Source organism: Glycomyces halotolerans (assembly GCF_054779575.1).
The window spans coordinates 190,882-212,239 of the sequence record NZ_BAAGXZ010000003.1 but is presented as its reverse complement, the minus strand read 5'-3'; the positions used below and the strand labels follow the sequence as shown (position 1 = coordinate 212,239).

The 21,358-nt window shown below is 71.8% G+C and carries 22 protein-coding genes; 11 read left to right on the top strand and 11 right to left on the bottom strand.

Annotated features, from left to right (window positions below):
• The first annotated feature begins 68 nt into the window (after positions 1 to 68).
• Together ACYVL2_RS04530 and mutM are read left to right on the top strand one after the other, a co-directional pair.
• Entirely contained in the window at positions 69 to 650 is a 582-nt protein-coding gene (locus ACYVL2_RS04530) for a helix-turn-helix transcriptional regulator (RefSeq protein ID WP_460540615.1), read from the top strand.
• A gap of 14 nt (positions 651 to 664) precedes the next feature.
• Positions 665 to 1,495 carry an Fpg/Nei family DNA glycosylase gene (gene mutM, locus ACYVL2_RS04525; RefSeq protein ID WP_460540613.1) on the top strand — a complete coding sequence of 277 codons (831 nt, stop codon included), beginning with the start codon at positions 665 to 667 and terminating at the stop codon, positions 1,493 to 1,495.
• A gap of 20 nt (positions 1,496 to 1,515) precedes the next feature.
• Here mutM and rnc read toward each other — a convergent pair whose 3' ends face one another.
• From rnc to ACYVL2_RS04480, 9 genes are all read right to left on the bottom strand, one after another.
• Complete coding sequence (gene rnc, locus ACYVL2_RS04520; protein ID WP_460540610.1) at positions 1,516 to 2,232, bottom strand: ribonuclease III family protein; 717 nt, start codon at positions 2,230 to 2,232, stop codon at positions 1,516 to 1,518.
• A 69-nt stretch (positions 2,233 to 2,301) separates the two neighbouring features.
• Entirely contained in the window at positions 2,302 to 2,475 is a 174-nt protein-coding gene (gene rpmF / locus ACYVL2_RS04515) for a large ribosomal subunit protein bL32 (protein ID WP_460540608.1), read from the bottom strand.
• Between the two features lie 26 nt (positions 2,476 to 2,501).
• The gene (locus ACYVL2_RS04510) at positions 2,502 to 3,077 is read right to left on the bottom strand and encodes a YceD family protein (protein ID WP_460540606.1); all 576 of its coding nucleotides are present in this window, start codon (positions 3,075 to 3,077) and stop codon (positions 2,502 to 2,504) included.
• A 133-nt stretch (positions 3,078 to 3,210) separates the two neighbouring features.
• Positions 3,211 to 3,717 (bottom strand): hypothetical protein, encoded by a 507-nt coding sequence (locus ACYVL2_RS04505; RefSeq protein ID WP_460540755.1) that lies wholly within the window; start codon positions 3,715 to 3,717, stop codon positions 3,211 to 3,213.
• Between the two features lie 62 nt (positions 3,718 to 3,779).
• Positions 3,780 to 4,271: a pantetheine-phosphate adenylyltransferase gene (coaD, locus tag ACYVL2_RS04500; protein ID WP_460540604.1), complete on the bottom strand. Its 492-nt coding sequence runs from the start codon at positions 4,269 to 4,271 to the stop codon at positions 3,780 to 3,782.
• Positions 4,268 to 4,825, bottom strand: a complete 558-nt coding sequence (gene rsmD, locus ACYVL2_RS04495; protein ID WP_460540602.1) for an RsmD family RNA methyltransferase — start codon at positions 4,823 to 4,825, stop codon at positions 4,268 to 4,270. Before rsmD ends, coaD begins: the two co-directional genes overlap by 4 nt.
• 28 nt (positions 4,826 to 4,853) lie before the next feature.
• On the bottom strand, positions 4,854 to 7,082 hold the full coding sequence (gene recG, locus ACYVL2_RS04490) for an ATP-dependent DNA helicase RecG (RefSeq protein ID WP_460540600.1): 2,229 nt from the start codon (positions 7,080 to 7,082) through the stop codon (positions 4,854 to 4,856).
• Between the two features lie 40 nt (positions 7,083 to 7,122).
• Positions 7,123 to 8,703: a DAK2 domain-containing protein gene (locus ACYVL2_RS04485; protein ID WP_460540598.1), complete on the bottom strand. Its 1,581-nt coding sequence runs from the start codon at positions 8,701 to 8,703 to the stop codon at positions 7,123 to 7,125.
• 37 nt (positions 8,704 to 8,740) lie between these two features.
• Positions 8,741 to 9,685 (bottom strand): hypothetical protein, encoded by a 945-nt coding sequence (locus ACYVL2_RS04480; RefSeq protein WP_460540596.1) that lies wholly within the window; start codon positions 9,683 to 9,685, stop codon positions 8,741 to 8,743.
• 408 nt (positions 9,686 to 10,093) lie between these two features.
• Here ACYVL2_RS04480 and rpmB point away from each other — a divergent pair, with 408 nt between their 5' ends.
• Positions 10,094 to 10,285: a large ribosomal subunit protein bL28 gene (gene rpmB, locus ACYVL2_RS04475; protein ID WP_460540594.1), complete on the top strand. Its 192-nt coding sequence runs from the start codon at positions 10,094 to 10,096 to the stop codon at positions 10,283 to 10,285.
• A gap of 90 nt (positions 10,286 to 10,375) precedes the next feature.
• Here the strand turns inward: rpmB and ACYVL2_RS04470 are convergent, their stop codons facing one another.
• Positions 10,376 to 11,323 carry a thiamine-monophosphate kinase gene (locus ACYVL2_RS04470; RefSeq protein WP_460540591.1) on the bottom strand — a complete coding sequence of 316 codons (948 nt, stop codon included), beginning with the start codon at positions 11,321 to 11,323 and terminating at the stop codon, positions 10,376 to 10,378.
• Positions 11,324 to 11,467: 144 nt separating this feature from the next.
• Between ACYVL2_RS04470 and ACYVL2_RS04465 the strand changes: the two genes are divergently transcribed.
• From ACYVL2_RS04465 to ACYVL2_RS04455, 3 genes are read left to right on the top strand one after another with little or no spacing between them, the layout of a single operon-like run.
• Positions 11,468 to 11,701: an Lrp/AsnC family transcriptional regulator gene (locus ACYVL2_RS04465; protein WP_460540590.1), complete on the top strand. Its 234-nt coding sequence runs from the start codon at positions 11,468 to 11,470 to the stop codon at positions 11,699 to 11,701.
• 10 nt (positions 11,702 to 11,711) lie between these two features.
• Positions 11,712 to 12,251, top strand: coding sequence for a DUF3515 family protein (locus ACYVL2_RS04460; RefSeq protein ID WP_460540588.1), 540 nt, complete (start codon positions 11,712 to 11,714; stop codon positions 12,249 to 12,251).
• On the top strand, positions 12,251 to 12,826 hold the full coding sequence (locus ACYVL2_RS04455; RefSeq protein ID WP_460540586.1) for a DNA-3-methyladenine glycosylase: 576 nt from the start codon (positions 12,251 to 12,253) through the stop codon (positions 12,824 to 12,826). Before ACYVL2_RS04460 ends, ACYVL2_RS04455 begins: the two co-directional genes overlap by 1 nt.
• 7 nt (positions 12,827 to 12,833) lie before the next feature.
• Here the strand turns inward: ACYVL2_RS04455 and ACYVL2_RS04450 are convergent, their stop codons facing one another.
• Positions 12,834 to 14,522, bottom strand: a complete 1,689-nt coding sequence (locus ACYVL2_RS04450) for a glycoside hydrolase family 26 protein (RefSeq protein ID WP_460540584.1) — start codon at positions 14,520 to 14,522, stop codon at positions 12,834 to 12,836.
• 210 nt (positions 14,523 to 14,732) lie between these two features.
• Here ACYVL2_RS04450 and ACYVL2_RS04445 point away from each other — a divergent pair, with 210 nt between their 5' ends.
• Genes ACYVL2_RS04445 through ACYVL2_RS04425 form a run of 5 tightly spaced genes read left to right on the top strand, consistent with a single transcriptional unit; the run spans position 14,733 to position 21,351 of the window.
• Entirely contained in the window at positions 14,733 to 16,370 is a 1,638-nt protein-coding gene (locus ACYVL2_RS04445) for a Wzz/FepE/Etk N-terminal domain-containing protein (RefSeq protein WP_460540582.1), read from the top strand.
• On the top strand, positions 16,367 to 17,719 hold the full coding sequence (locus ACYVL2_RS04440; protein ID WP_460540580.1) for a hypothetical protein: 1,353 nt from the start codon (positions 16,367 to 16,369) through the stop codon (positions 17,717 to 17,719). Before ACYVL2_RS04445 ends, ACYVL2_RS04440 begins: the two co-directional genes overlap by 4 nt.
• Before the next feature lie 2 nt (positions 17,720 to 17,721).
• Positions 17,722 to 18,963, top strand: coding sequence for a hypothetical protein (locus ACYVL2_RS04435; RefSeq protein WP_460540578.1), 1,242 nt, complete (start codon positions 17,722 to 17,724; stop codon positions 18,961 to 18,963).
• A gap of 40 nt (positions 18,964 to 19,003) precedes the next feature.
• The gene (locus ACYVL2_RS04430; protein WP_460540576.1) at positions 19,004 to 19,888 is read left to right on the top strand and encodes a sulfotransferase; all 885 of its coding nucleotides are present in this window, start codon (positions 19,004 to 19,006) and stop codon (positions 19,886 to 19,888) included.
• A complete protein-coding gene (locus tag ACYVL2_RS04425; RefSeq protein ID WP_460540574.1) occupies positions 19,876 to 21,351 on the top strand; it encodes an MATE family efflux transporter in 1,476 nt (491 codons plus the stop codon). Before ACYVL2_RS04430 ends, ACYVL2_RS04425 begins: the two co-directional genes overlap by 13 nt.
• The last annotated feature ends 7 nt before the right edge of the window (positions 21,352 to 21,358 follow it).

The window sequence follows — 21,358 nt, the reverse complement described above, 5'->3', positions numbered from 1 at the left end:
ACGAGGTGCCAACCGTGCGTGTGATGCTGTACGACCCCAATCAGGTGTTCTCAGCCAGCATTCGACCCTTGCTCCACCGGCGCGGCGACATCGCGGTCGAGGCCAAGAGCGCCAGAGTCCTCGCGTCCAGCGACGACCAAGTGGACTGCTGCCTGGTCGCTCTGGAGGCGGTCTCCCGGAATCGGGTCCTGACCGACTGCAGGCGACCGGTGTTCCTCATCACCGACCGCGACGACGGCTCGGTGCTCCGCAAGGCCGTCTCGGTGGCGGCCTGCGGCATCGCGAGCACCCACATACTGCCGAAGGACCTGCTGCACGCGATCGACCGGGGCCTGGCCGATCCTCCGTACTACGACCCCCAGCTGCTGCGGGCCGCGCTGCAGCCCGCGCCGCTGCTCGGGGCCCAGGACGCGCACGAACTGGCCGACCACCTGACCCCGCGCGAGGACGACGTGCTCCGCCGCATCGTGCGCGGCGAGGCGACCAGCCACATGGCCGCCGCGATGGGGGTCTCGGTGTCCACCGTCCGCTCCCACGTGCAGAACGTGCTCGGCAAGCTCGGCGTCAACTCGCGGCTGGCCGCGATCGCCTTCGCGATCAACTACGGCCTCGAACCGACGATCCGGGAGAAGCACGCCCAGTTGAACTGATTCATAATGGGTCGGTGCCCGAACTTCCCGAAGTAGAGACCGTCCGCCGCGGCGTCGACGCGGCGTTCCGCGGCGACCGCATCAGCTCGGTCGAGGTGTACAACCCGAGGACGGTGCGGCGGCACGCCCCCGGCGTCGACGATTTCACCGCCACTTTGAAGGGTCTGAAGCTCACCGGCAGCGGCCGGCGCGGCAAGTTCATGTGGCTGCATCTCGAGGACGGCCGCGCCCTGGTGTGCCACCTGGGCATGAGCGGCCAGTTCCGAGTCATGGACGCCGGCGACGAGCCGCACCGGCACCTGCGGGCCCGGCTGTGCTTCGGCGACCGGCGGGAACTGTGGTTCGTCGACCAGCGGACCTTCGGGTTCCTGGAGGTGGCCGAGCTCGAGGGCGCGGTCCCGGCGACGCTCGCGCACATCGCACCGGACGTGTTCGAGACGGCGTTCGATCCCGAGCTGACCGCGGCGCGGCTGCGAGCGCGGCGCATCGAGGTGAAGAAGGCGCTGCTGGATCAGACTTGGATCAGCGGCGTCGGGAACATCTACGCCGACGAGGCGCTGTGGCGGGCCGGGATCCGCGGACGCCGGCGCGGCGAGAGCCTCTCGGCCGCCGATGCCCGCGAGCTGCTCGACTGCGTGGCGGCGGTGCTGGCGGAGGCGATCGAGGCCGGAGGGACCTCGTTCGACGAGCTCTATGTGCGGGTCAACGGGCAGTCGGGGTACTTCTCGCGTGAGCTGGCGGTGTACGGCAGGGCGGGCCAGCCGTGCCGGCGGTGCGACACGGCGATCCGCCGCGAGGTGATCGGGGACCGCTCAGCGCACTACTGCCCGAGCTGCCAGCGCTAGCGTCTTCTGGGGCGTCGACCTCAGCGGGGTTCGACGCCGAGGCGTTCGGACAGGACGCGCCAGGCCAGTTCCGCGGCGATCTGCTCGGCGTCCTTCTTGGAACCGCCGGTGCCTTCGCCGAACTCCTCGCCGGCCACGACCGCCCAGGCGGTGAACTCCTTGGCGTGGTCGGGTCCGGACTCGCTGATCCGGTACTCGGGGACGCCGAGCCCGGAGTCGGCGGTGAGCTCCTGAAGGCTGGTCTTCCAGTCCAGGGCGGCGCCCTGGCCGGCGGCGCGCTCCATGAGCGGGTCGAAGTAGTGGTGGACGACGCGTTTGGCGGTCTCGACGCCGTACTGGAGGTAGACGGCGCCGAGCAGCGCTTCGACGGCGTCGGCCAGGATCGAGTTCTTGTTCCGGCCCCCTGAGGACTCCTCGCCTTTGCCGAGGTACAGGTGCGGGCCGATGCCGCCCTCGCCCATGCGGCGGGCCACGGTGGCCAGCGCCTTCATGTTCACCACCGACGCCCGCAGGCGCGCCAGCTGCCCCTCGGGCAGCTCGGGGTGCGTGCAGTAGAGGGCGGTGGTGACCACCAGGCTGAGCACCGAGTCCCCGAGGAACTCCAAGCGCTCGTTGGTGGGGATGCCGCCGTGCTCGTAAGCGTAGGAACGGTGGGTCAGGGCGAGACGCAGCAGTTCGGGGTCTATGTCGTCGACCCCGAACACCGCTTCGAAATGTTGTACTGCCTTGTCGCCCATAAGCCTCCCACCCGGGTTCGACACACGAAAAGGTCAGCCTGCCCCGGGTCCGAACGGACCTCGGGTCCGTTAGGCCTCGAGGACCTGGCGGCCCTTGTAGGTGCCGCATACGTCGCAGACCTGGTGCGGACGCTTCTTGGCGTGGCACTGCGGGCACTCGACGAGGCGCACGGGGGCAGCCTTCCACTGGGAACGACGGTGCCGGGTGTTGCTACGCGACATACGACGCTTCGGAACAGCCACTTTAGAACTCCATACTCATCGCTGTGCTACTCGGGCCCGTCTTCACCGTCGGCGTCGACGAACCGCAATTTGTCCAATGCCGCCCAGCGCGGGTCCACCGACTCGTGCCGGTGGTCCGCGGGCAGCTCGTCCCAGGGGACGCCGCATTCGGCGCACAGCCCCGGGCAGTCTGGCCGGCACAGCGGGGTGACCGGCATTGCCAGCACCAGCGCGTCCCGAACCGCGGGCTCCAGATCGAGCAGATCCCCCCGCAGCCGCAGAATCTCGTCGGCGTCGGTGGTCTCTTCGGTGACGGAGCCTTCATAAGCGTACAGCTCCTGGACCTGGACCCTGAGGGCGTCCTCGATGGGTGCGAGGCACCTCGCACATTCGCCCTCGACGGGGGCCTCGACCTCGCCGCCGACGAGGACGCCCTCGCTCACGGCGGTCAAGTGCAGGCCGAGTGACAGCGGCGCCGAACGCGGGACCTTGAACACCTCGAGTCCGAAGGACTCGGGCGCGGCGACCTCGCGCACGACCTCGGCGGTCGCGCCGGCGCTGCGCCCCAGCTCCGCGGTGTCGACCACCAGCGGCGCGGCGGGGTCAAAGGCGGTGTTCCTCATGGGTGAGCTGCTGTCCTTCGTCAGGGAGGCACGCCTCGATCGAGGCCGGCCGACAATGCTACCTCAGGCGCGACGGCCTGCCCAAACGAGCCCGCGGCGCGTACGGCGGCCCGACCGGACCGGTCCGCGGGGCCTAGAACTGCGGGAGGGGCTTCTCCTCTTCGGCGTGCTCCGGCGCCGAGAAGCTGCCGATCTCCCGCAGGGTGTGCATCTTGTCGCGACCGCGCTCGACACCGGAGAGGGCGCGGTGCAGGAACTGCTCGAAGTTGGCGAGGGTGGTGTCCACGTACTCGTCGACCTCGTCGCGCAGCCGCTGCGCCTCCCCTCGGGCCTCGCCGATGATGCGGTTGCCCTCGTGCTCGGCCGAGACGGTCACTTCGTGCCGCGAGACGAGCCGAGCGTGCTCGGCCTCGCCTTCGGCGATGATCCGTTCGGCCTCCCTCTCACCGGCCTCGATGATCTTGTCGCGCTCCTGCAGCATGGCTTCCGCGCGGCGGATGTCGGCGGGCAGCTCGCTCTGGAGCTCCTCGAGCATCGCGATCAGTTCTGCGCGGTCGACCTTGCAGCTGCGAGACATCGGGACGGCCTTCGCCGCCTCCACATAGGCGATGATCTCTTCGATCCTGTCGAGCGGACCCACCGATTTGCTCCCGTCGATATCTGTCATGGGGTTATTGTCCCGTATCGGGACAGGATTTACGGTCAATCCTGTCGCATACGCTCCACCAGTCGCCTTTGGACGACCTCGGGAACGTGCGGTGAAATGTCCCCGCCCCACTTGGCCGCGTCTTTGACCATGGAGGACGAAAGGAAAGAGTACAGCGGGTTGGTGGGCATCATCACCGTCTCGATGCCGGCCAACCCATAGTTCATCTGGGCCATCTGCAGTTCGTAGTCGAAGTCCGACACCGCGCGAACGCCCTTGACGATGACGCCGACCCCGTGCTCCCGGCAGAAGTCGACGACGAGCCCTCGGAACGAGGCCACCTTGACGTTCGGAATGTCCTTGGTGGTCTCGCGCAGCAGCTCCACTCGTTCCTCGACGCTGAACACCGCATTCTTGGAGGCGTTGTGGAAGACCGCGACCCAAGCTTCATCGTACAGCTCCGAGGTGCGGCGGATGATGTCGAGATGACCGTAGGTCACCGGATCGAACGACCCGGGGCACACAGCGTGCCGAGCTTCAGGTTTCACAGCCGGTGACCGTAGCAAAGTGCGGTGGTCCCGTACCGCCGGACGCGGTCCTCTGCGATCTCGGCGGGCCAGTGCACGGCCGCGTCCTTGCCGGACCGCTCGATCACCACGTCGGCGTCGGGAGCGAGCCAGTCGTAGGCCACCAGCGACTTCAGGAGCGAGGCGACGGCCTCGTCGGTGACCGCGTACGGCGGGTCGGCGAAGACGATGTCGTAGGGCTCGGCGGGAGGGTTCGTCACGACCTTCTCCACCGGGGCGCAGATCACATGGGCCTCCTCGACGGCCATATCGGCGACGTTGCGTCGCAAGAGCTTGGCGGTCACCGCGTGGGACTCGACGAAGAGCGCGTGGTCGGCGCCCCGGGAGAGCGCCTCGAGGCCGACCGCGCCGGATCCGGCGTACAGGTCCGCGAAGCGCAGTCCCTCCAGGTCGCCTCCGGGGGCGAGTGCGTTGAACAGGGCCTCGCGTACACGGTCGGAGGTCGGCCGGGTCCGGTCCCCCGACGGTGTCGCGAGGCGGCGGCCCTTGAGGGCGCCGGCGATGATCCGGGTCACCCGGCCCAGTCTAGTCCAGAGGGCCCGCCTAGCCCTTCTCCAGATATTCGCCGCGGTCGGACGCCAAGTCGTCGACGAGCGCGGCGAACCCGGGGTGGCTCGCCAGCTTCGGGTCGGCTTCGAGGAGTGCGAGCGCTTCGCGCCTGGCGGCCTCGATGATGTCCGCGTCGCGCAGCAGCGACAGCAGCTTGACGTGCGACTTCGTGCCCGACTGGATCGCGCCGAGCACGTCGCCCTCGCGGCGCTGCTCCAGGTCGAGTTCGGCCAGGGCGAAGCCGTCGGTGGTGGAGGCGACCGCGTCGAGCCGCTCCCGCGAGGTGGTGCCCTCGGCGGCCTCGCTGACCAGCAGGCACAGTCCCGGGTGGCTGCCGCGGCCGACGCGGCCGCGCAGTTGGTGGAGCTGCGAGATGCCGAACCGCTCGGCGTCGAGGACGACCATCGCCGTCGCGTTGGGGACGTTGACGCCGACCTCGATGACTGTGGTGGCGACCAGGACGTCGAGGTCCCCCGCGGCGTAGGCCCGCATGACGCGGTCCTTCTCCTCGGCCTCCAGCCGTCCGTGCAGCAGTCCCAGGCGCAGGTCCCGCAGCGGCCCGCCGCGCAGCTGCTCGATGGTGTCGACAACCGCCAGCGGCGGGCGGCGGCCGTCGGCCCCGCCGTCGTCGCCGTCGTCGCCGCCGACTCGCGGGCACACGACGTAGGCCTGCCGCCCGGCGGCGACCTCTTCGCGGATCCGCGCCCAGGCCCGGGCCATCCACCGCTGGTCGGTGTAGGGCACCACGTGGGTGGCGATCGGGCTGCGCCCGGCCGGCAGCTCGGTGAGGCGGCTGGTCTCCAGGTCGCCGTAGACGGTCATGGCGACCGTCCTCGGGATGGGGGTGGCCGTCATGACCAGGGTGTGCGGCGGACGTTCGGCCTTGGAGCGCAGGGCGTCGCGCTGCTCGACGCCGAACCGGTGCTGCTCGTCGACGACGACCAGGCCGAGGTCGGCGAAGTCGACCCCTTCGTAGAGGAGCGCGTGGGTGCCGACCACGATCCCGGCCGCGCCGCTGCCGATGTCCTCGAGCGTGGCGCGGCGCTGCGCGGCGGTCGCCGAGCCGGTCAGCAGCGCGACGCGGGTGGCCTCCTCGGGCGCGCCCAGCTCGCCGCCGCGCGCCAGGTCCCCCAGCATCTCGACGATGGACCGGTGGTGCTGGGCCGCGAGGACCTCGGTGGGGGCCAGCAGCGCCGCCTGGCCGCCGTGGGCGACCACCTGGAGCATGGCGCGCAGGGCCACCAGCGTCTTGCCGGAGCCGACGTCGCCTTGGAGGAGCCGGTGCATCGGAGGACAGGGTTCACTCCGGTCCGGGCGGTGGTGGGAGACGGGCGGGCAGTCGCCGGCCAGTTCGGCGGCGATCTCGTCGCCGACTCGGCGCTGCCCGGCGGTGAGCTCGAACGGCAGCCTCGACTCGAAGGACTCGGCGATCGCCCCGCCGCGCGGGTAGGGCGTGGCCGGCTCTACGGCGGCCTCGAGCTTGCGGCGCACCAGCGCCGCCTCGAGGACCAGCGCCTCCTGCCACTTCAGGCGGCGTTTGGCGGCCCCGAGCGACTCGAACGAGTCGGGCCGGTGGATCTGGCGCAGCGCCGTGGCGTAGTCGGCGAGGTTCCGCTCGGCGCGGATCGGGGACGGCAGCGGGTCGGGCAGGTCCTCGACCAGGTCCAGTGCGATGCGCACGCATTGGGCGAGCTTCCACGTCGGCAGGTCGGCGGTGGCCGGGTAGACCGGAATGAGGGCCCCGGCGAACTCCTCGACCGCGTCGGCCTCGTCGGCGGTCTCGTCGTCGAGCAGCTGGTACTGCGGCGAGTTGAGCTGGAGGCGGCCGCGGAACTGGGCGACCTTTCCGGCGAACAGCCCCCACCGGCCGGGGGTGAGCTTGCGGTCCTGCCACGGCTGGTTGAAATAGGTCAGGGCGAGGGTGCGCCCGGACTCGTCGGCGACGACGACCTCGGTGAGCATCCGCTTGGGCGGGCGCTTGCCGCCTTTGCCGGGCTTGCGCGGCAGTTCCCGAGTCAGGGAGCTGCGGACCTGCGCGAAGACGGTGACCTCCTCGCCGATCTGGAGCGCGCCCAGATCAGTGTGCTCGCCGCGCTGCGCGTAGCGGAACGGGTAGTGCCCCAGCAGGTCGCCGACGGTCTCGAGCCCCAGTCCCTTGTCGAGCGCGGCGGCGGTCTTCGCGCCGACGACGTCTCGCAGGCGGGTGTCAAGCCCAACAGTCAACGGTCACCTCTCAACAAGCGGCCTCTCGCGTACCGGATCGTCACTCGGCTCCGATGAGGAGCAGCGGGCGGTCCTGGCCGGCGGGGAGCTGCTGCAGTTCCACCAGCGGCCACGCCTTGCCCACATGATCGCTCAGAGCTGTGACAGTCTCGGGGTCCGACTCGGCTCCGGCCAGCAGCGTGATCAGTTCGGCGCCTGCCGAACAGAGCCGGTCGACCAGATCCAGGGCGGCCACGGCGGGGTCGGTTCCGGTGTGGACGACGTCGCCGTCGACCAGGCCGAGAACGGTGCCGCCGTCGAAGCGGACCTCGCCGACGCGGCACGAGGCGGCGGCCTCGGCCATGGCGATGACGTCATCGTCGAACCGGCGGTCGGGGTCGTGGACGGCGAAGGCCGCCAGGCTCTGCATGATCGATCCGGTCGGGATCACCGCGACGCGGTAGCCGTCGCCGCGCGCGGCGTGCGCGGCTTGCCGGACGGTCTCGACGGACTCGGCGTCGTCGACCAGCACCATGGCATTCGGGCCGCCGCCGGCGCGGATGGCCATGAGCACGTCGTCGAGACCGCCGGAGGCGGCCACGCGGCAGCCTTCGGCCTCGAGCAGGCCGCGCAGCTGCGGCAGCGCGGTCACGGCGACCACGGCGCGGTCGAGGTCGGCGCCGTGGTGGCGCGAGTAGGCGTCGTCGAACCTGGTGACCGAGATCCGGTGGACCCGGCCGCGCTCGATCCCGGCCTCGATGGCCGCGCCGACGTCGTTGACGTGCACGTGGACGTTGAAGGTGGTGACGTCCTCGGCCGCGCGCGAGCCGATGATGACCACCGAGTCGCCCACATCGGTCAGGCGGTTCCGCAGTTCCGCGGCGGACTCGGCCGACGATTCGAGCAGGTACTGGACCTCGTAGTCGTAGGCTTCCGAACCGGTCTCGCGCGGCACCTCCTCCACGGGTCCGTCGGTCCGGGTCCGTTGCCCGGCCAGCAGGTCGAGCGCACCGGTCGAGGCCGAGCCGGTCAGCGCCTCCACCAGGGCCTCCAGCAGCAGCGCCAATCCCAGTCCGCCGGCGTCGACGACTCCGGCGCGGGCGAGCGCGGGCAGCTGCCCCGGCGTGGCGGCGACGGCCTCGGCCACGGCCTTGGCGGCGGCGCGAGCGGCCGAGACGAGTCCGAACGGGGCGGCCTTCGCGGCGGCCGACGCCGCGGCTTCGGCGACGGTGAGGATGGTGCCGGCGGTGGGCACGGCGACGGCCGCGACGTCGCCGACGGCGGCCGAGCGCAGTCCGGCGGCGAAGCCCTTGGCGTCGACGGTCTCCGAAGTCCAGGCGTCGGCCAGGCCGCGGAGCATCTGGGCGAGGATCACGCCCGAGTTCCCGCGGGCCGACAGCAGCGCCTGACCGGCGGCCTCGTCGAGCAGCTCTGGCAGCGCGAGCCCGGGCGAGGCGCCGTTGAAGGCGGCCTGGAGGGTCGCGACCATGTTCGTCGCGGTGTCGGAGTCGGCGACGGGGAACACGTTGAGTTCGTCGACGCCGCGACGGTGACGGGTCAGCGTGTCGATGCCGCGGACGGTCCAAGCGCGGACCGCGGCGGCGTCGAGGGTCTGGGGGCCGTGCTCACGGATGTCTGCCACGGCCCACAAGGTTACGCGTCCGTCGCCGCCGCCGGGGTCACAGCTGCGGCTCCCCGAACTGGAGCGTGCCGCGGAAGGCCTCGAGCGTCTCGACGTGGTCGCCGGTGCCGAAGGCCGCGAAGCCCGCGAAGCTGCCGGTGTCGAGTTCGATGATCGCGGCGACGACGGTGGTGTCGCCGACCGTGAAAGTGCGGAACTGGGCGGGTCGGGCGTCGATCCAGTAGCTCTGGGCCTCGGCGTCGCCGGCCTCGCCGCCGAGGTGCTCGGCGAGCGCGGCGTCGAATCCGGCCGCGACATCGCCGAGGACGGAGTCGTCGTCCCCGCCGACGGCGGCCGTGTCGATCTCGCCGACGAACGCCGAGGCGCCGCCGTCTTCGAGGCTCACTCCGGCGGCGCTGGAGAACGCGGACGGGGCTTCGGCCGATTCGGACCATGCGGCGCCGTCGGCGATCACGAAGTTGAGGCCGGCGGCGGCGTCGCCGACGGCCGCGGGTTCGGGCGCGGCGGGGGTCTCGATGGTGCCGGTCTCGACGTCGGACGGCTCGTCGGACATGGGGCTGAACAGGATGAAGCCGCCCGCGGCCAGTGCGGCGGCGATGACGACGACGCCCCCCAGGAGGATCCACATGGGAGCCTTGTTGGACTTCTTCTTGCGCTGGATCTGGCCGGGCCGGCCTCCTCCCCACGGCTGCCCGCCGGGGGTCCCGGAGACCGGCACCAGTTGGCCGCCTTGGGGTCCGAACTGTCCCTGACCGGGCGAGACGGGGACTCCGGAGGCGGGCACCGAGGAGACCGGCGGCATTCCCGGGGGCGGCCCCGAAGGCGGCATGCCGCCGGGGTAGTGGGGCGGGGTGTCGAACGGGGAGACCGGCACTCCGGGGGGCGGTCCGAAGGGGGCCTGCGGTCGGCCGGGGCTGCCGGGGGGGTATTTGACGGTGCCGTCGACGTCTTCAACGGGGACCTGCCGGCTCGGCGGCGACACACGCTGGCTCTCTGGCGACCACGGCGCAGGCTCCTCGGCCGGCGGCTGCTCGTTCGGCCGATAGACCGGCGGCTCCGAGGGGGGAGACTGCGGCGGCTGCCAACCGTCGGCAGGCGGCTGCGGGGGGTTGCTCATGATCGACTCACCAAAGAACTTATGGGCATCGGCACACTCACTGTATGTGGGTAGCCTACGGGATCTGCACCAATCGTAGAGTGGTCGAGTGCGGCCTCCGGCGGCAGTGGCCACAGCGCACGGCCGCGTCGACGAACGCGCCCCGGCGGCGTCGCGAGGGCTGTGACGCAGGCCCTTGGACCTGGATGCGGCCTGACCGGCCAGGTCCGTTAGAATTGCCGGGTTGCCCGCCGTCGGAGCGGGCTCTCAAACGTCAACGCAGGAGTTTGGATTATGTCGAGCGTGTGTGAAGTCTGCGGCAAGCGCCCGGGCTTCGGCAACAACGTCCCGTGGTCCCACAAGAAGACCCGTCGTCGTTGGAACCCGAACCTGCAGACCATTCGCATCGCGACTGGCTCCGGTGACAACAAGCGCCGCGCCAAGGTCTGCACTTCGTGCATCAAGGCCAACAAGGTCAGCCGCTAGGCGTTCGACGACTAGGGCTGTCCGGCCGGACCGCAAAGGCCACGACGCCGCTGGGGCACCGCCCCGGCGGCGTTTCGTCGTCTCGGCCGCTCACGGCCTGAAGTGGTCCCAGCCGGCCGGCCCCTCCCAGGGCGCGCCGTCGACGGTGACGCCGCGGCCGTCGGCGATCGTGCCGATGCGCCGCCAGCCGTCGGGCAGGATCACATCGGCGGGGAAGGCGGCCGCGAGGGCGTGGTCCTCGCCTCCGGTCAGCAGCCATCTGCGGGCGTCGGCGCCGAGCGCCTCCGCGGCGTTGGCCATCGGCTCGGGAATGTCCATGGAGCCGGAGTCGACGTCGATGGCCACGTGCGAGGCTTCGGCCATGTGCCCGAGGTCGGCCAGAAGCCCGTCGGAGACGTCGATCATGGCGGTCGCGCCCATCAGAGCCGCGTCGCGTCCGGCCGCGTACGGCGGCTGCGGTCGTCGGTACGCCCCGACCAGCACCCCAGGGGAACGGAAGCCGCGCGAGAGGATCACCAGGCCGGCCGCGGCCCAACCGGTCTTGCCGGCCAGCGCCAGCACGTCGCCGGGCCGTGCCCCGGATCGGACGATCGGAGCGCGTCCTTCGAGGTCGCCGAGGGCGGTGACGGTGACCGTCAGCTGCGGGCCGCGGGTGGTGTCGCCGCCGATGACGGCCGCTCCGATGCTCGCGGCCTCGGTGGCGAGGCCGGAGGCGAGACCTTCGAGCCAATCGGCGGGCGTGTCCTGGGGCGCCGAGACCGCGGCGAGCAGCGCGGTGGGGCGGGCGCCCATCGCGGCGATGTCGGCGAGGTTCGAGGCGGCGGCGCGGTGGCCGACGTCGGAGGCCGAGCACCAGTCGCGTCGGAAGTGGTTGCCTTCGACGAGCATGTCGGTGCAGGCGACGACTCGGCCGTCGGGCGCCAGGGCGACGGCGGCGTCGTCGCCGGGGCCGAGCACGACCGCCTCGGTGGTGGTGAAGTGCCTGGTGAAGCGCTCGATCAGTTTGAACTCGCCGACTTCGGCGACGGTTTCGCTCACGAATGGCTCCAGTCCCGGAAAGTTGACGCTGGTGTCAGTACTGCGTAATCTTCGCTCAATGGCGATCGGGAGCCGGTCAGGCCCGCCGGTGTCGCTTTCGGCAGCCGCTCCCCCGAGATGCCACGAGCCTTGGGGAGACCTTCGATGGTGCAGGCGTACATTCTGGTGCAGACCGAGGTCGGGATGGCGCGGCAGGTCGCCGCCTCGGTGTCGCGGATCGACGGCGTGGTCCGGGTCGACACGGTCACCGGCCCGTACGACGTGGTGGCCCTCACCGAGGCCGACACCGTCGATGAGTTGGGGGCCTTCGTGGTGAGTAAAGTTCAGCGGGTGCCGGGCATCACCCGCACGCTGACGTGTTCGATTCTGCAACTCTGAGGAGCGCCCCGTGGGCAAGTCGAGGCTCCCCGCCGTGGTGGCCACGCTCGTGGCGGTGCCGGCGGCGGTCGTGGCCGGCGTCGTCGTGTTCAACCTGGTCGCGCCCGCGGCCGAGGAGCCGCGGTTCGACGGGGACCGGTCCGCGGTGACCGTGGAGGCGCCCGAGCTGTCGGACGACGAGGCGGTGGTGTGCCTGGCGGTGACCGCTTCGGCGCCCGAGGAGGTCGGCGGGCTGCCGGCCCGGCCGGTCGAGGGCGGTCCGCGCGCCGCGGAGTCCGTGCTGGCCTACGGTGATCCGGCGGTCGTGGCCACGTGCGGGGCCGAGCGGGTCGAGATCGAGGACACCGCGCCGATCTTCCTGCTCAACGGCGTCTGCTGGTTCACCGAGGAGGACGGCGACGGCCGCGAGTGGGTGACGATGGACCGGACCGTGCCGGTGGGGGTGTCGTTCCCCGAGGAGTACGAGCAGACTTCGGACGTCCTCAATGAGCTGTCGGTCGTCGTCGAGGAGAAGGTGCCGGTCGTCGAGGACGGCCCCTCCAACTGCTGATGCTCGATCGCTCGTTCTTCGCCCGGGATCCGGTGCGGGTGGCGCCGGAGCTGCTGGGCTGCCTGGTCACCGCGAACGGGGTGACGGTGCGGATCACCGAGGTCGAGGCCTACCGCGAGGACGATCCGGCCTCGCATTCCTTTCGCGGTCGCACGGCTCGGACGGCGGTCATGTTCGGCCCGCCCGGCCACCTGTACGTGTACTTCACTTACGGGATGCACTATTGCGGGAATCTCACCTGCGGGTCCGAAGGCCGTGGGGCCGGGGTGCTGCTGCGGGCCGGGGAGATCGTCGACGGCGTCGAGGCGGCGCGGGAACGGCGGGGGCGCCGGGTCACGTTCCGCGACCTGGCGCGCGGGCCGGCGCGGTTGGCGCAGGCGATGGGCTGGGACCGCGATGACAACGGCGCCGACATGGTCGGGTCCGTCGCGGCCGGCGACCGGGAACTGGCCGTCCAGGTGGGGCCCCGTACGGGCATCAGCAAGGCCGCCGAGGTCCCGTGGCGGTTCTGGATCGCCGGCGACAGCTTCGTCTCCCCTTACAAGCGGCACCCGAGGGCCCCGGTCGCTGATTAGGCCGCTCCTATTCGAGCTTGACGTCGAAGTGCCGGGAGGCCATGAGGTCGCGGAAGGCCGCCAGCGTGTCGGCGTCGTTGTCCACCTGGGAGTCGCGTCCCTCGGCGTCCGGCGAGGAGAAGTACACGACGGCCTTGAGCCGCGGGTAGTAGGCGAACTGCTCGGCGGCGGCGCGGTACACCGTCTCCTGGTGCCGCGGGTGGCCGTCGACGTCGAACACGCCCCATTCGGCGAGCATCACCGGCTTGTCGGGGTGGTGGAGGCCGGTCCAGTGGTAGAAGCCGGGCCAGCCGGCCGACTCCCTGCGCTGGTCGACGATCTCGGTGAAGTCGGAGTGGCCGTCGTCGTCGAGGGACTGGCCGTAGCCGGACAGCCCGATCCAGTCGACCACGTCGTCGCCGGGGTAGAGCTCGCCGTGCCAGGGCTTCTCGACCCATTTGAGGTAGCCCATGTAGTTCATGACGGTGACGAGGTTGTCCACGCCCTGGGAGCGCAGGAAGCCGACCACGTATCGGAACATCTCCGGGTAGTCCGAGGCCTCCATGCCCGAGCCGTCCCGCTGCACGACGTCGTTCTCGGGCTCGTGGTGGACGGTGAAGAGGAAGGGCCGGTCGAAGTTGGCCTTGATGTGGTCGGCCAGGCGCAGCAGGAACGCGTCGACCTCGGGGTCGCCGGCGGCGATTTCGGCCCAGGAGGCCATCCGCGGCTTCCAGTTGATGAACAGGGTCCGCGGCTTCGCCGAGTCGCTCGCCAGCTCGATCTGCTCGGGGGTCGGGAACAGCCGCCGGTCGCCCCGCTCGTAGGCGTGGTAGAGGTGCTGGGTGCGGCCGACGGTCTCCTCGAATTCGAGGAAGGCCCGTTCTTTGGACCGGTCGGTGTGGGCTCCGGCGGCGGCGCCGACCAGTGCGCCGCAGGTGGGCACGAGCCGTTCGCCGGTGCGGCAGGCGGCCAGGTTCGTCTCGGCCTGGCCGGCCTCGCCGCGTTCGGCGCCGCCGGCGGCGGGCACCTCGGAGGGCGTCGGGCGCGGTGACACGGGCGCGGTCGGCTCGGGTTCGGGAGCCGAGACGGTGCGCAGGACCGGGCCTCCCATGTCGACGCCTTCGAGTTCGAGGTAGGCGCCGCTGTCGGGCGTGGTGATCGCGAAGCCGTGGCGTCCGGGCGCGTCCAGGGCGCCGGTGACGTCGAAGACCACTTCGGTCGCGTCGGCGTCGACCACGACGGTGTCCCAGACCGTGCCGTAGGAGGGGGCCGCGTCGGAGGTGAGCGCGCACAGGCAGCCGACCGGCCGCACCGAGGCGACTTCGAGCATCGTCCCGTCCTGTTCGGGCCCGACTAGGACCGGCACTCGCAGTTCGGCGGTGTGCTCGGGCCTCACTGTGGACTCGTCGACGACGTACTGGAGGTGGGTGACGGCGATGCCCAGGCCCTCGGAGGTGCCGACCGGGAGCGCGGCGGACCGGTGCGGCGCGGAGCCGTCGACGCCGGTGGCGGTGTAGGTGGCGGCGACCGGCGGGTGGTCGACCGTGGTCGCGGTCGACCTCGAGGCGGGGTCGGCGCCGACTGCGCTGCCCCGGTCGAAGCCGACGCCGTACCCGACGGTGAAGGCGGCCAGCGCGAACGGGATGACCGCGAGGAAGGCGACGAGCCCTCGGCCGGTCCAGACCGGTTGGCCCTGCTGCGGATTCGGCTTGCCCATATTCCCCACCCCACGAGCGTCCGTTTGCGACTCGCGCTCAATTGCCGCGAATCAACATGATAACCCCACAGATGCTTTTTACTAGCTCGTCGGCACAAAGGCAACCCTCGTAACGTCGCTGTTCGCACTGGCGAGGAAGGGGCACCGTCACCTCAGGTCCCTTTCGATCGTTATCAACGCGGAAGCCCATGGATCAGAAAGGCATTCGCGTTGAGGACCCCCGCCGCCCGCACTCTCGCCGACTACGGCGCCATCGCCCGCCGCTCCTGGTGGCTCATCGCCGGCACCGTCGCCATCGCGCTCGCGGCCGGAGCCGGATACACGGCGGTGACCGACGAGGTCTACGAATCCACCACCTCGGTCCTGGTCATGTCCGTCCCCACCGATGCCGACGTCGCCGGAGCCCGCACCGCCGGACAGGTCAACCTGGACACCGAGGCCCAGCTCGTCAAGTCCACCGAGGTCGCGCAGGCCGCCGCCGAGCGCCTCGCGGCCCCGTCCACGTCGGAGCTCGCCGAGCAGGTGGCGGTGACCGTGCCGCCGAACACCTCGGTCCTGGAGATCAGCTTCCGCGCCGCCGACCCCGAGTCGGCGCGGGCCGGCACGATCGCCTTCAGCGACGCCTACCTCGACCACCGGCTCACCGCGGCCACGGCCTCGATCCAGCGGGCGATCGCCACCGAGGAGACCCATCTCGGCTCCCTGGAGTCGGAGGTCCTCCGGTTGGAGGCCGAGCTGGCCGACCTCGGCCAGTTCGACCAGGGCCGCGCCTCGCTCGAAGCGGGCCTGGACGACCTGTCGCGGCAGGTCGGCGAGGCCGAAGCCGAGATCGCGGCCCTCGAGGCCCGGCGGGACGCCATCACGCCGGGGCGGGTCATCAACCAGCCCGTCCTGCCCGACTCGCCGGTCACGCCCGACCCACTGCTGAACCTCGCCGGGGCCCTCGGCCTCGGCCTGCCGCTGGGGCTCGCGCTGGCCTGGGGCCGGCACCGCCTCGGCCGCCGGATCGCGATCCCCTCGGACCTGGTCGAGCGGTGCGACCTCGACGTGATCGGCGCGGTCCCAAAATCGGTCAGGTTCCAGCGCCGCGAGGTCTTCGGCGCCTACAGCCCCGGCGGTCGCGTCTTCGCGCAGCTGCGCAACGCCATCGCCTCCCAGCTGCCCGATGAGCAGCGGGTCGTGGTCGTCGCCGGGGTCGCTCCCGGGCCCGCCGCGAGCGTGGTGGCGGCGAACCTGGCCACCGCGATGGCCCGCGCCGGCGACCGCGTGAACGCCGTCGCCGCCAACCCCAGCACCACCGTCGGGCTGCCGGAACTGTTCGGCACCGAGTCGGTCCCGGGCCTGGCCGACGTCTGGTCGGGCCGCATCGACCTGTCCGAGACGGTGCAGTCGGCGCCGCGGCAGCCGAGCCTGTCGGTCGTCGGTCCCGGCGCCGCCGCCCGAGCGACCGGCCCCACCAGCGAAGCCGCCGCCGAGACGTTCGCGGGGCTCGCCGAGACGGCCCGGTTCGTCGTCGTGGACGCCCCGCCGCTGTCGTGCTCGGCCGACGCGCAGCTGCTGGCCGGGCACGCCGACGCGGTGATCCTGGCCGTCCAGGCCCACCGCGACTCGGTCGCCGAGACCGCGGACGCCGCCACTGCGATGCGTCAGATCGACACGCCGCTGCTCGGCGCGGTCCTCCTGCCGAGCTCGCTGGGTCCCATGGGCAACGTCACGGTGGCCGAGGAGCGGCGCGAACTGCCGGCCGCGCCCGCGCGACCGGCCGCCGCCCGGGCCGACGACACCCCGACAGAATCGCTCGACGTGGTCCAGGAACCGGCCGCGACCCGACCGGCCGAGACCCGATGACCTTCACCGGTGCGCGGGCCGCCGCCACGGGCGTCCGCGACGCCGCCTCGCGGGAGGGCGCGGCCCTGACCTGGCTCCTGGCCGCCTATCCGGTGTGGTGGGCCCTCGGCATGGGCGTCCTGGTCATACCGTTCGTCGCCGCCGTCGCCGCACTGCGCCTCGCACGAGCCCGCTCGGTCGCCGCGCCGCCAGCGTTCGGCTGGTGGCTGCTGTTCCTGCTCGCCGTCGTCCTGAGCACGCTGAACCTCGGGTTCGACCCGCCCGGCACCGTCGCCGGCACCTGGCTGTCGAACCTGCCCGGCGCCGCCTTCCGCATCGGCTTCTACGGCTGCGCCACCGTCATCGCCCTGTGGGCCCACCACCTCGTCACCACCGGCCGCTACCCGATCGAGCGCCTGATCCGGCTGCTGGCGTGGCTGTTCGTCGTCACCGTCGCCGGAGGACTGCTCGGCACCTTCGCCGGCGGCTTCGAGTACACCTCCCCGGTCGAGGCCCTGCTGCCCGCCTCGGTGGCCGGCGACGGCTTCGTCCAGTCGCTGGTGCATCCGTCGGCCGCGCAGACCATGGACATCCTCGGCTACGAGACCCCGCGCCCCTCGGCCCCGTGGGGCTACACCAACACCTGGGGCAACAACTTCGCCATCACCGTCGTGTGGCTGGTCGTCGCCGCGTTCTGCCTGCCGGTCGCGACCCGCTGGCGCGTCGCCGCCACCGCGCTGCTGGCCGTCTCCCTCGTCCCCGCCGTGTACTCGATGAACCGCGGCCTGTGGCTCGGACTGGCCGCCATCGCCGTCTTCGCCGCGCTGCGACTGCTGATCTCGGGCCGGCCCGCGGGGATGCTCGCCCTGGCCGGCGCCGGATGCGCCGCCCTCCTCCTGGTCGTCCTCACTCCCCTGGGGACCGTCGTGGCCGCGCGGCTCGACAACGGCCACTCCGACGACGGACGCGCCTTCTCATCCGAGCGCGCCACCGAGCTGACCCTCGAGCACTCGCCGGTGCTCGGCTTCGGCTCGACCCGCAAGACCCTCGGCTCGGGCGACTCGATCGCCGTGGGTCCCACGCCCGACTGCCCGCGCTGCGGTGCCCGGACTCTCGGCGGCAACGGCCAGTTCTGGCAGGTCCTGTTCGCCCACGGGCTCGCCGGGACGATCGCCTACCTCGGCTTCTGCGCCTCCGCGCTCTGGCGCTTCCGCTCCGACCACTCGCCGATCGGCATCGCCGGGTCGGCGGTCATCGGGCTGTCGCTGCTGTCGATGTTCTACTACAACGCCCTCGTGACCCCGCTCCTGCTCACGCTCCTCAGTTATGTCCTCCTCTCCGCCAACCAAACGAGAGTTCCAACGGAGTAGTCATGAGCAGAGCGCTGCACACCGCCGACGACCTGCGCCGGCGGGCGACCTACCTCGCCGAGGTGGTCCGTCAGCTCTATCCGGGGCCCGACCGGACGCGCCGGCCGCGTGCCACCGCGCCGGCCGAGCCGGAGACCCGCCCGTACATCGTCGTGCCCAACCGCCGCAGGCCGCGCGTCCTGATTCCCGCCGCCGACCGCAGGATCGCCGCCGGGGCCCTGGCGCGGTACTCCAGGCCGGCGGCCCGAACCGCGCGGGCCAAGCGCGACGCCGCCGTGTGGGCGCTGCGGCTCGGCCTCGACCGGCTGCTGCTGCCGCACCGCATCGAGGTCTCCTCCACCGAGGGCATCGACGACCACCTCAGTGCCGTGCTCGGGCACGAGGTCCACCTCAGCATCCACATCGGACCGGCGCGGGCGAATCGGAAGCCGGTGCTCCAGATCCTCGACGGGCACGGCCGCACCGTCGCCTTCGCCAAACTCGGCGTCAACGCGCTCACCCGCGAACTGGTCGAGGCCGAGACCGCCGCCGTCCGCCTCCTCGGCGACGGCTGCCGGTTCCGGCACCTGCGGGTGCCCGCGCTGCTCCACGCCGGGACCTGGCGCGGCCACAGCGTCATGGTCACCTCCGCGCTCCCGGCCTGGAACGAGCCGGTCGAGGGCTGCGAGACCCGCCGCATCGAGGCGATGCGCGAACTCGCCGCCGTCATGGGCGTCGTCCGCTCGCCGGTCGCCGAATCCGACTACGCCGCCCGGCTCCGCAGCCGCCTCAAAATGCTCGGCCAGCGCAGCGACAACGACGCCGGCACCCTGGCCGCGGCGGGGACGACCCTGCTGGACCGGTACTCCGGACTCGAACTGACCTTCGGGAGCTGGCACGGCGACTGGTCGCCGTGGAACACCTGCGAGACGGCCGAGACGATCTACCTGTGGGACCTGGAGCGGTTCGAGATCGGCGTCCCGTTCGGCTTCGACGCCGTCCACTACCGGCTCCAAGACGACATCGTCACCCACCAGGTGGACCCCACCACGGCGGTGCTGCTGCTTGTCGCCGGCGCGACGACGGTGCTGGCCCCCATGGGCGTCGGCCCCAAGGAGGCCGAGCCGACCGCGCTGCTGTACCTGGTCGACCTCGCCGCCCGCTACATGAGCGACCAGGCCGAGCAGGCCGGGGCCGCGCTCGGCGCGCTCGGGCGGTGGCTGCTGCCGACCCTGCTGCGGCACATCGCCAGGCAGTACGACTGACCGTTCCCCACCGAGCTATGCGGACTGTAAGGAGCTTCGTTTGAGCGTGCGAACACTGCGCGAACGCGTACCGGCCCCCGTCAAAGCGGCGGTCGGCCGCTCGGCCCGTACCTTCGGGCGCCTGACCGCGTCGTCGCGGATCCTGCCGGGCCTGCTGCTGTGCGGCGGGCAGCGGTGCGGCACCACCTCGCTGTACCGCGCCCTGGCGCAGCATCCGGCGGTCCTCAAACCCGTCTTCCACAAGGGCGTCCACTACTTCGACACCGCCTACGACCGGGGCCCGTCCTGGTACCGGGCCCACTTCCCCACCAAGGCCGCCGCCAGGCGCGTCGCCGAGCACACCGGGCTGGCGCCGATCGCGTTCGAATCGAGCCCGTACTACCTGTACCACCCGCTGGCGGCGCGGCGCTTCGTCCGCGACCTGCCCGACGTCAAGGTGATCGTGCTGGTGCGCGACCCGGTCGAGCGCGCCTGGTCCCACCACGCCCACGAGGTCGCGCGCGGATTCGAGGACATCACCGACTTCGCGGACGCCGTCAAGGCCGAACCGGACCGCCTGCTCGGCACCGAGGAGCGCCTGCGGATCGACGAGGGCCACTACAGCTTCGAACACCAGCACCACGCCTACATCGGACGCGGACGCTACACCGACTACCTTGAGCCGCTGGCGGAGCTGATCGGCCGCGACCGGGTCCTGGTGCTCGACTCCGGGGAGTTCTTCACCAGGCCCGAGGACGCCTTCGAGCAGGTGCTGCGGTTCCTGCGGCTGCCGTGGGTCGGCGAGTTCTCGTTCGCCCGGCACAACGCCCGCGGCCGGCCCTCGCCGATGTCGGCGTCGCTGCGGCGGCGTCTGACCGAGCACTTCGAGCCGTACGACGCGAGACTCGCCGACTGGTTGGGCGGTACGCCGAGTTGGCGACGCTAACGGTCGGTCCACCCGCCGAGACGGCGGGCGCGGAGCTGCGCGGCACCGCGCGCGGCGGCCTGGTCAACCTCCTCGGCGCGGCGGTCGCCGGCGGCGGCGGACTGGTGGTCACCTGGCTGGTCGCGGTGGCGCTCGCACCGGCGCAGGCCGGCGCGTTCTTCGCGGTGACCTCGGTGTTCCTGCTGGTGAGCGCGCTGGCGCGGCTCGGCACGCCGACGGGGCTGGTGTACTGGGTGGCTCGACTGCACAAGTCCGGCAGGGACGTGGCGATCGACTCGGTGCTGCGGATGGGGCTGTGGCCGGCCGTGATCGCCTCGTGCGCGGCGGCGTTCGCGCTGTTCGCGGCGGCGCCGCTGTTCACCCGGCCGGAGCTGGTGCGGCTGGTGGCCGGGTTCCTGCCCGCGGCGGTGGCGCTGGAGGCGTTCCTGGCCGCGACGCGCGGCTACCGGCTCATGGGCCCGACGGTCGTGGTCGACAAGTTCGGGCGGACGCTCGCGCAGTTGGCGGCGCTCGCGGTGGTGACCGTCGGCGGCGCGGCCTCGGCGGTGACCGTGACCGCGGCCTGGGCGCTGCCCTACCTGCCGGCCGCGGCGGCCGCGGGCTGGTACCTGCACCGGCACCACCGTGCGACCGCGCCGGTGCGGCCGTGGTTTCCCGACCGGGTCGAGGCGCGGGCGTTCTGGGGCTTCACCGCGCCGCGGGCGGTCGCCGCGGTGGCGCAGATCGGTCTGCAGCGGCTCGACATCATCCTCGTGGCGGCCCTGGCGGGGCTCGGGCCGGCGGCGGTGTACACGGTGGCCACGAGGTTCGTGATCGTGGGCCAGCTGGTCGCGGGGGCGGTGGGCCAGGCGGTGCAGCCTCGCGCCGCCGCGGCGATGGCCGCCGGCGAGTCGTTCTCGGCGCTGCGGCTGTACCAGGAGTCGACGGCGTGGATCGTGGTGCTCACGTGGCCGGCGTACCTGTCCGTGGCGCTGCTCGCCGACTGGTATCTGCGGCTGTTCGGCGCCGAGTACGCCGTCGCCGAGGCTCGCACGGTGGTGTGGCTCCTGGTGCCGGCCATGATGATCGGTTCGGCGTGCGGCGTGGTCGACTCGATGCTGGCGATGGCCGGGAAGCCGTCCTGGCAGCTCGCCGACGTGTCGGTTTCACTCGCAGTCAACGTGGCGTTGAACCTGGCGTTGATTCCGTCCCTCGGCGTCGTCGGCGCGGCGATCGCATGGTCGGCGGCGGTTCTCGTGAATAATCTGATTCCACTCGCGCAGTTGTGGCGGACGTTCGGACTGCATCCGTTCGGCGCGTCGGCGAGGCGGGCGCTGACGGCCACCGGGATCGGCTTCGGGGCGCTGCCTCTGGCGGCAGGTCTGCTGGGGGCGCCGTGGACACTCGCCGCGTTGGGGGCCGCCGCCGCAGCGTGGGCCGCCACGCTGCTGCGGTATCGACGCATGTTCTCAGGCTCCAGTTGAAGGGGAG

What these genes read in the sequence shown, in the direction of transcription:
- rnc (WP_460540610.1), bottom strand. Translation starts at nt 2,232, where the DNA reads ATGGGCGACAAGGCAGTACAACATTTCGAAGCGGTGTTCGGGGTCGAC.
- ACYVL2_RS04510 (WP_460540606.1), bottom strand. Translation starts at nt 3,077, where the DNA reads ATGAGGAACACCGCCTTTGACCCCGCCGCGCCGCTGGTGGTCGACACC.
- rpmB (WP_460540594.1), top strand. Translation starts at nt 10,094, where the DNA reads ATGTCGAGCGTGTGTGAAGTCTGCGGCAAGCGCCCGGGCTTCGGCAAC.
- ACYVL2_RS04465 (WP_460540590.1), top strand. Translation starts at nt 11,468, where the DNA reads ATGGTGCAGGCGTACATTCTGGTGCAGACCGAGGTCGGGATGGCGCGG.
- ACYVL2_RS04455 (WP_460540586.1), top strand. Translation starts at nt 12,251, where the DNA reads ATGCTCGATCGCTCGTTCTTCGCCCGGGATCCGGTGCGGGTGGCGCCG.
- ACYVL2_RS04450 (WP_460540584.1), bottom strand. Translation starts at nt 14,522, where the DNA reads ATGGGCAAGCCGAATCCGCAGCAGGGCCAACCGGTCTGGACCGGCCGA.
- ACYVL2_RS04440 (WP_460540580.1), top strand. Translation starts at nt 16,367, where the DNA reads ATGACCTTCACCGGTGCGCGGGCCGCCGCCACGGGCGTCCGCGACGCC.
- ACYVL2_RS04435 (WP_460540578.1), top strand. Translation starts at nt 17,722, where the DNA reads ATGAGCAGAGCGCTGCACACCGCCGACGACCTGCGCCGGCGGGCGACC.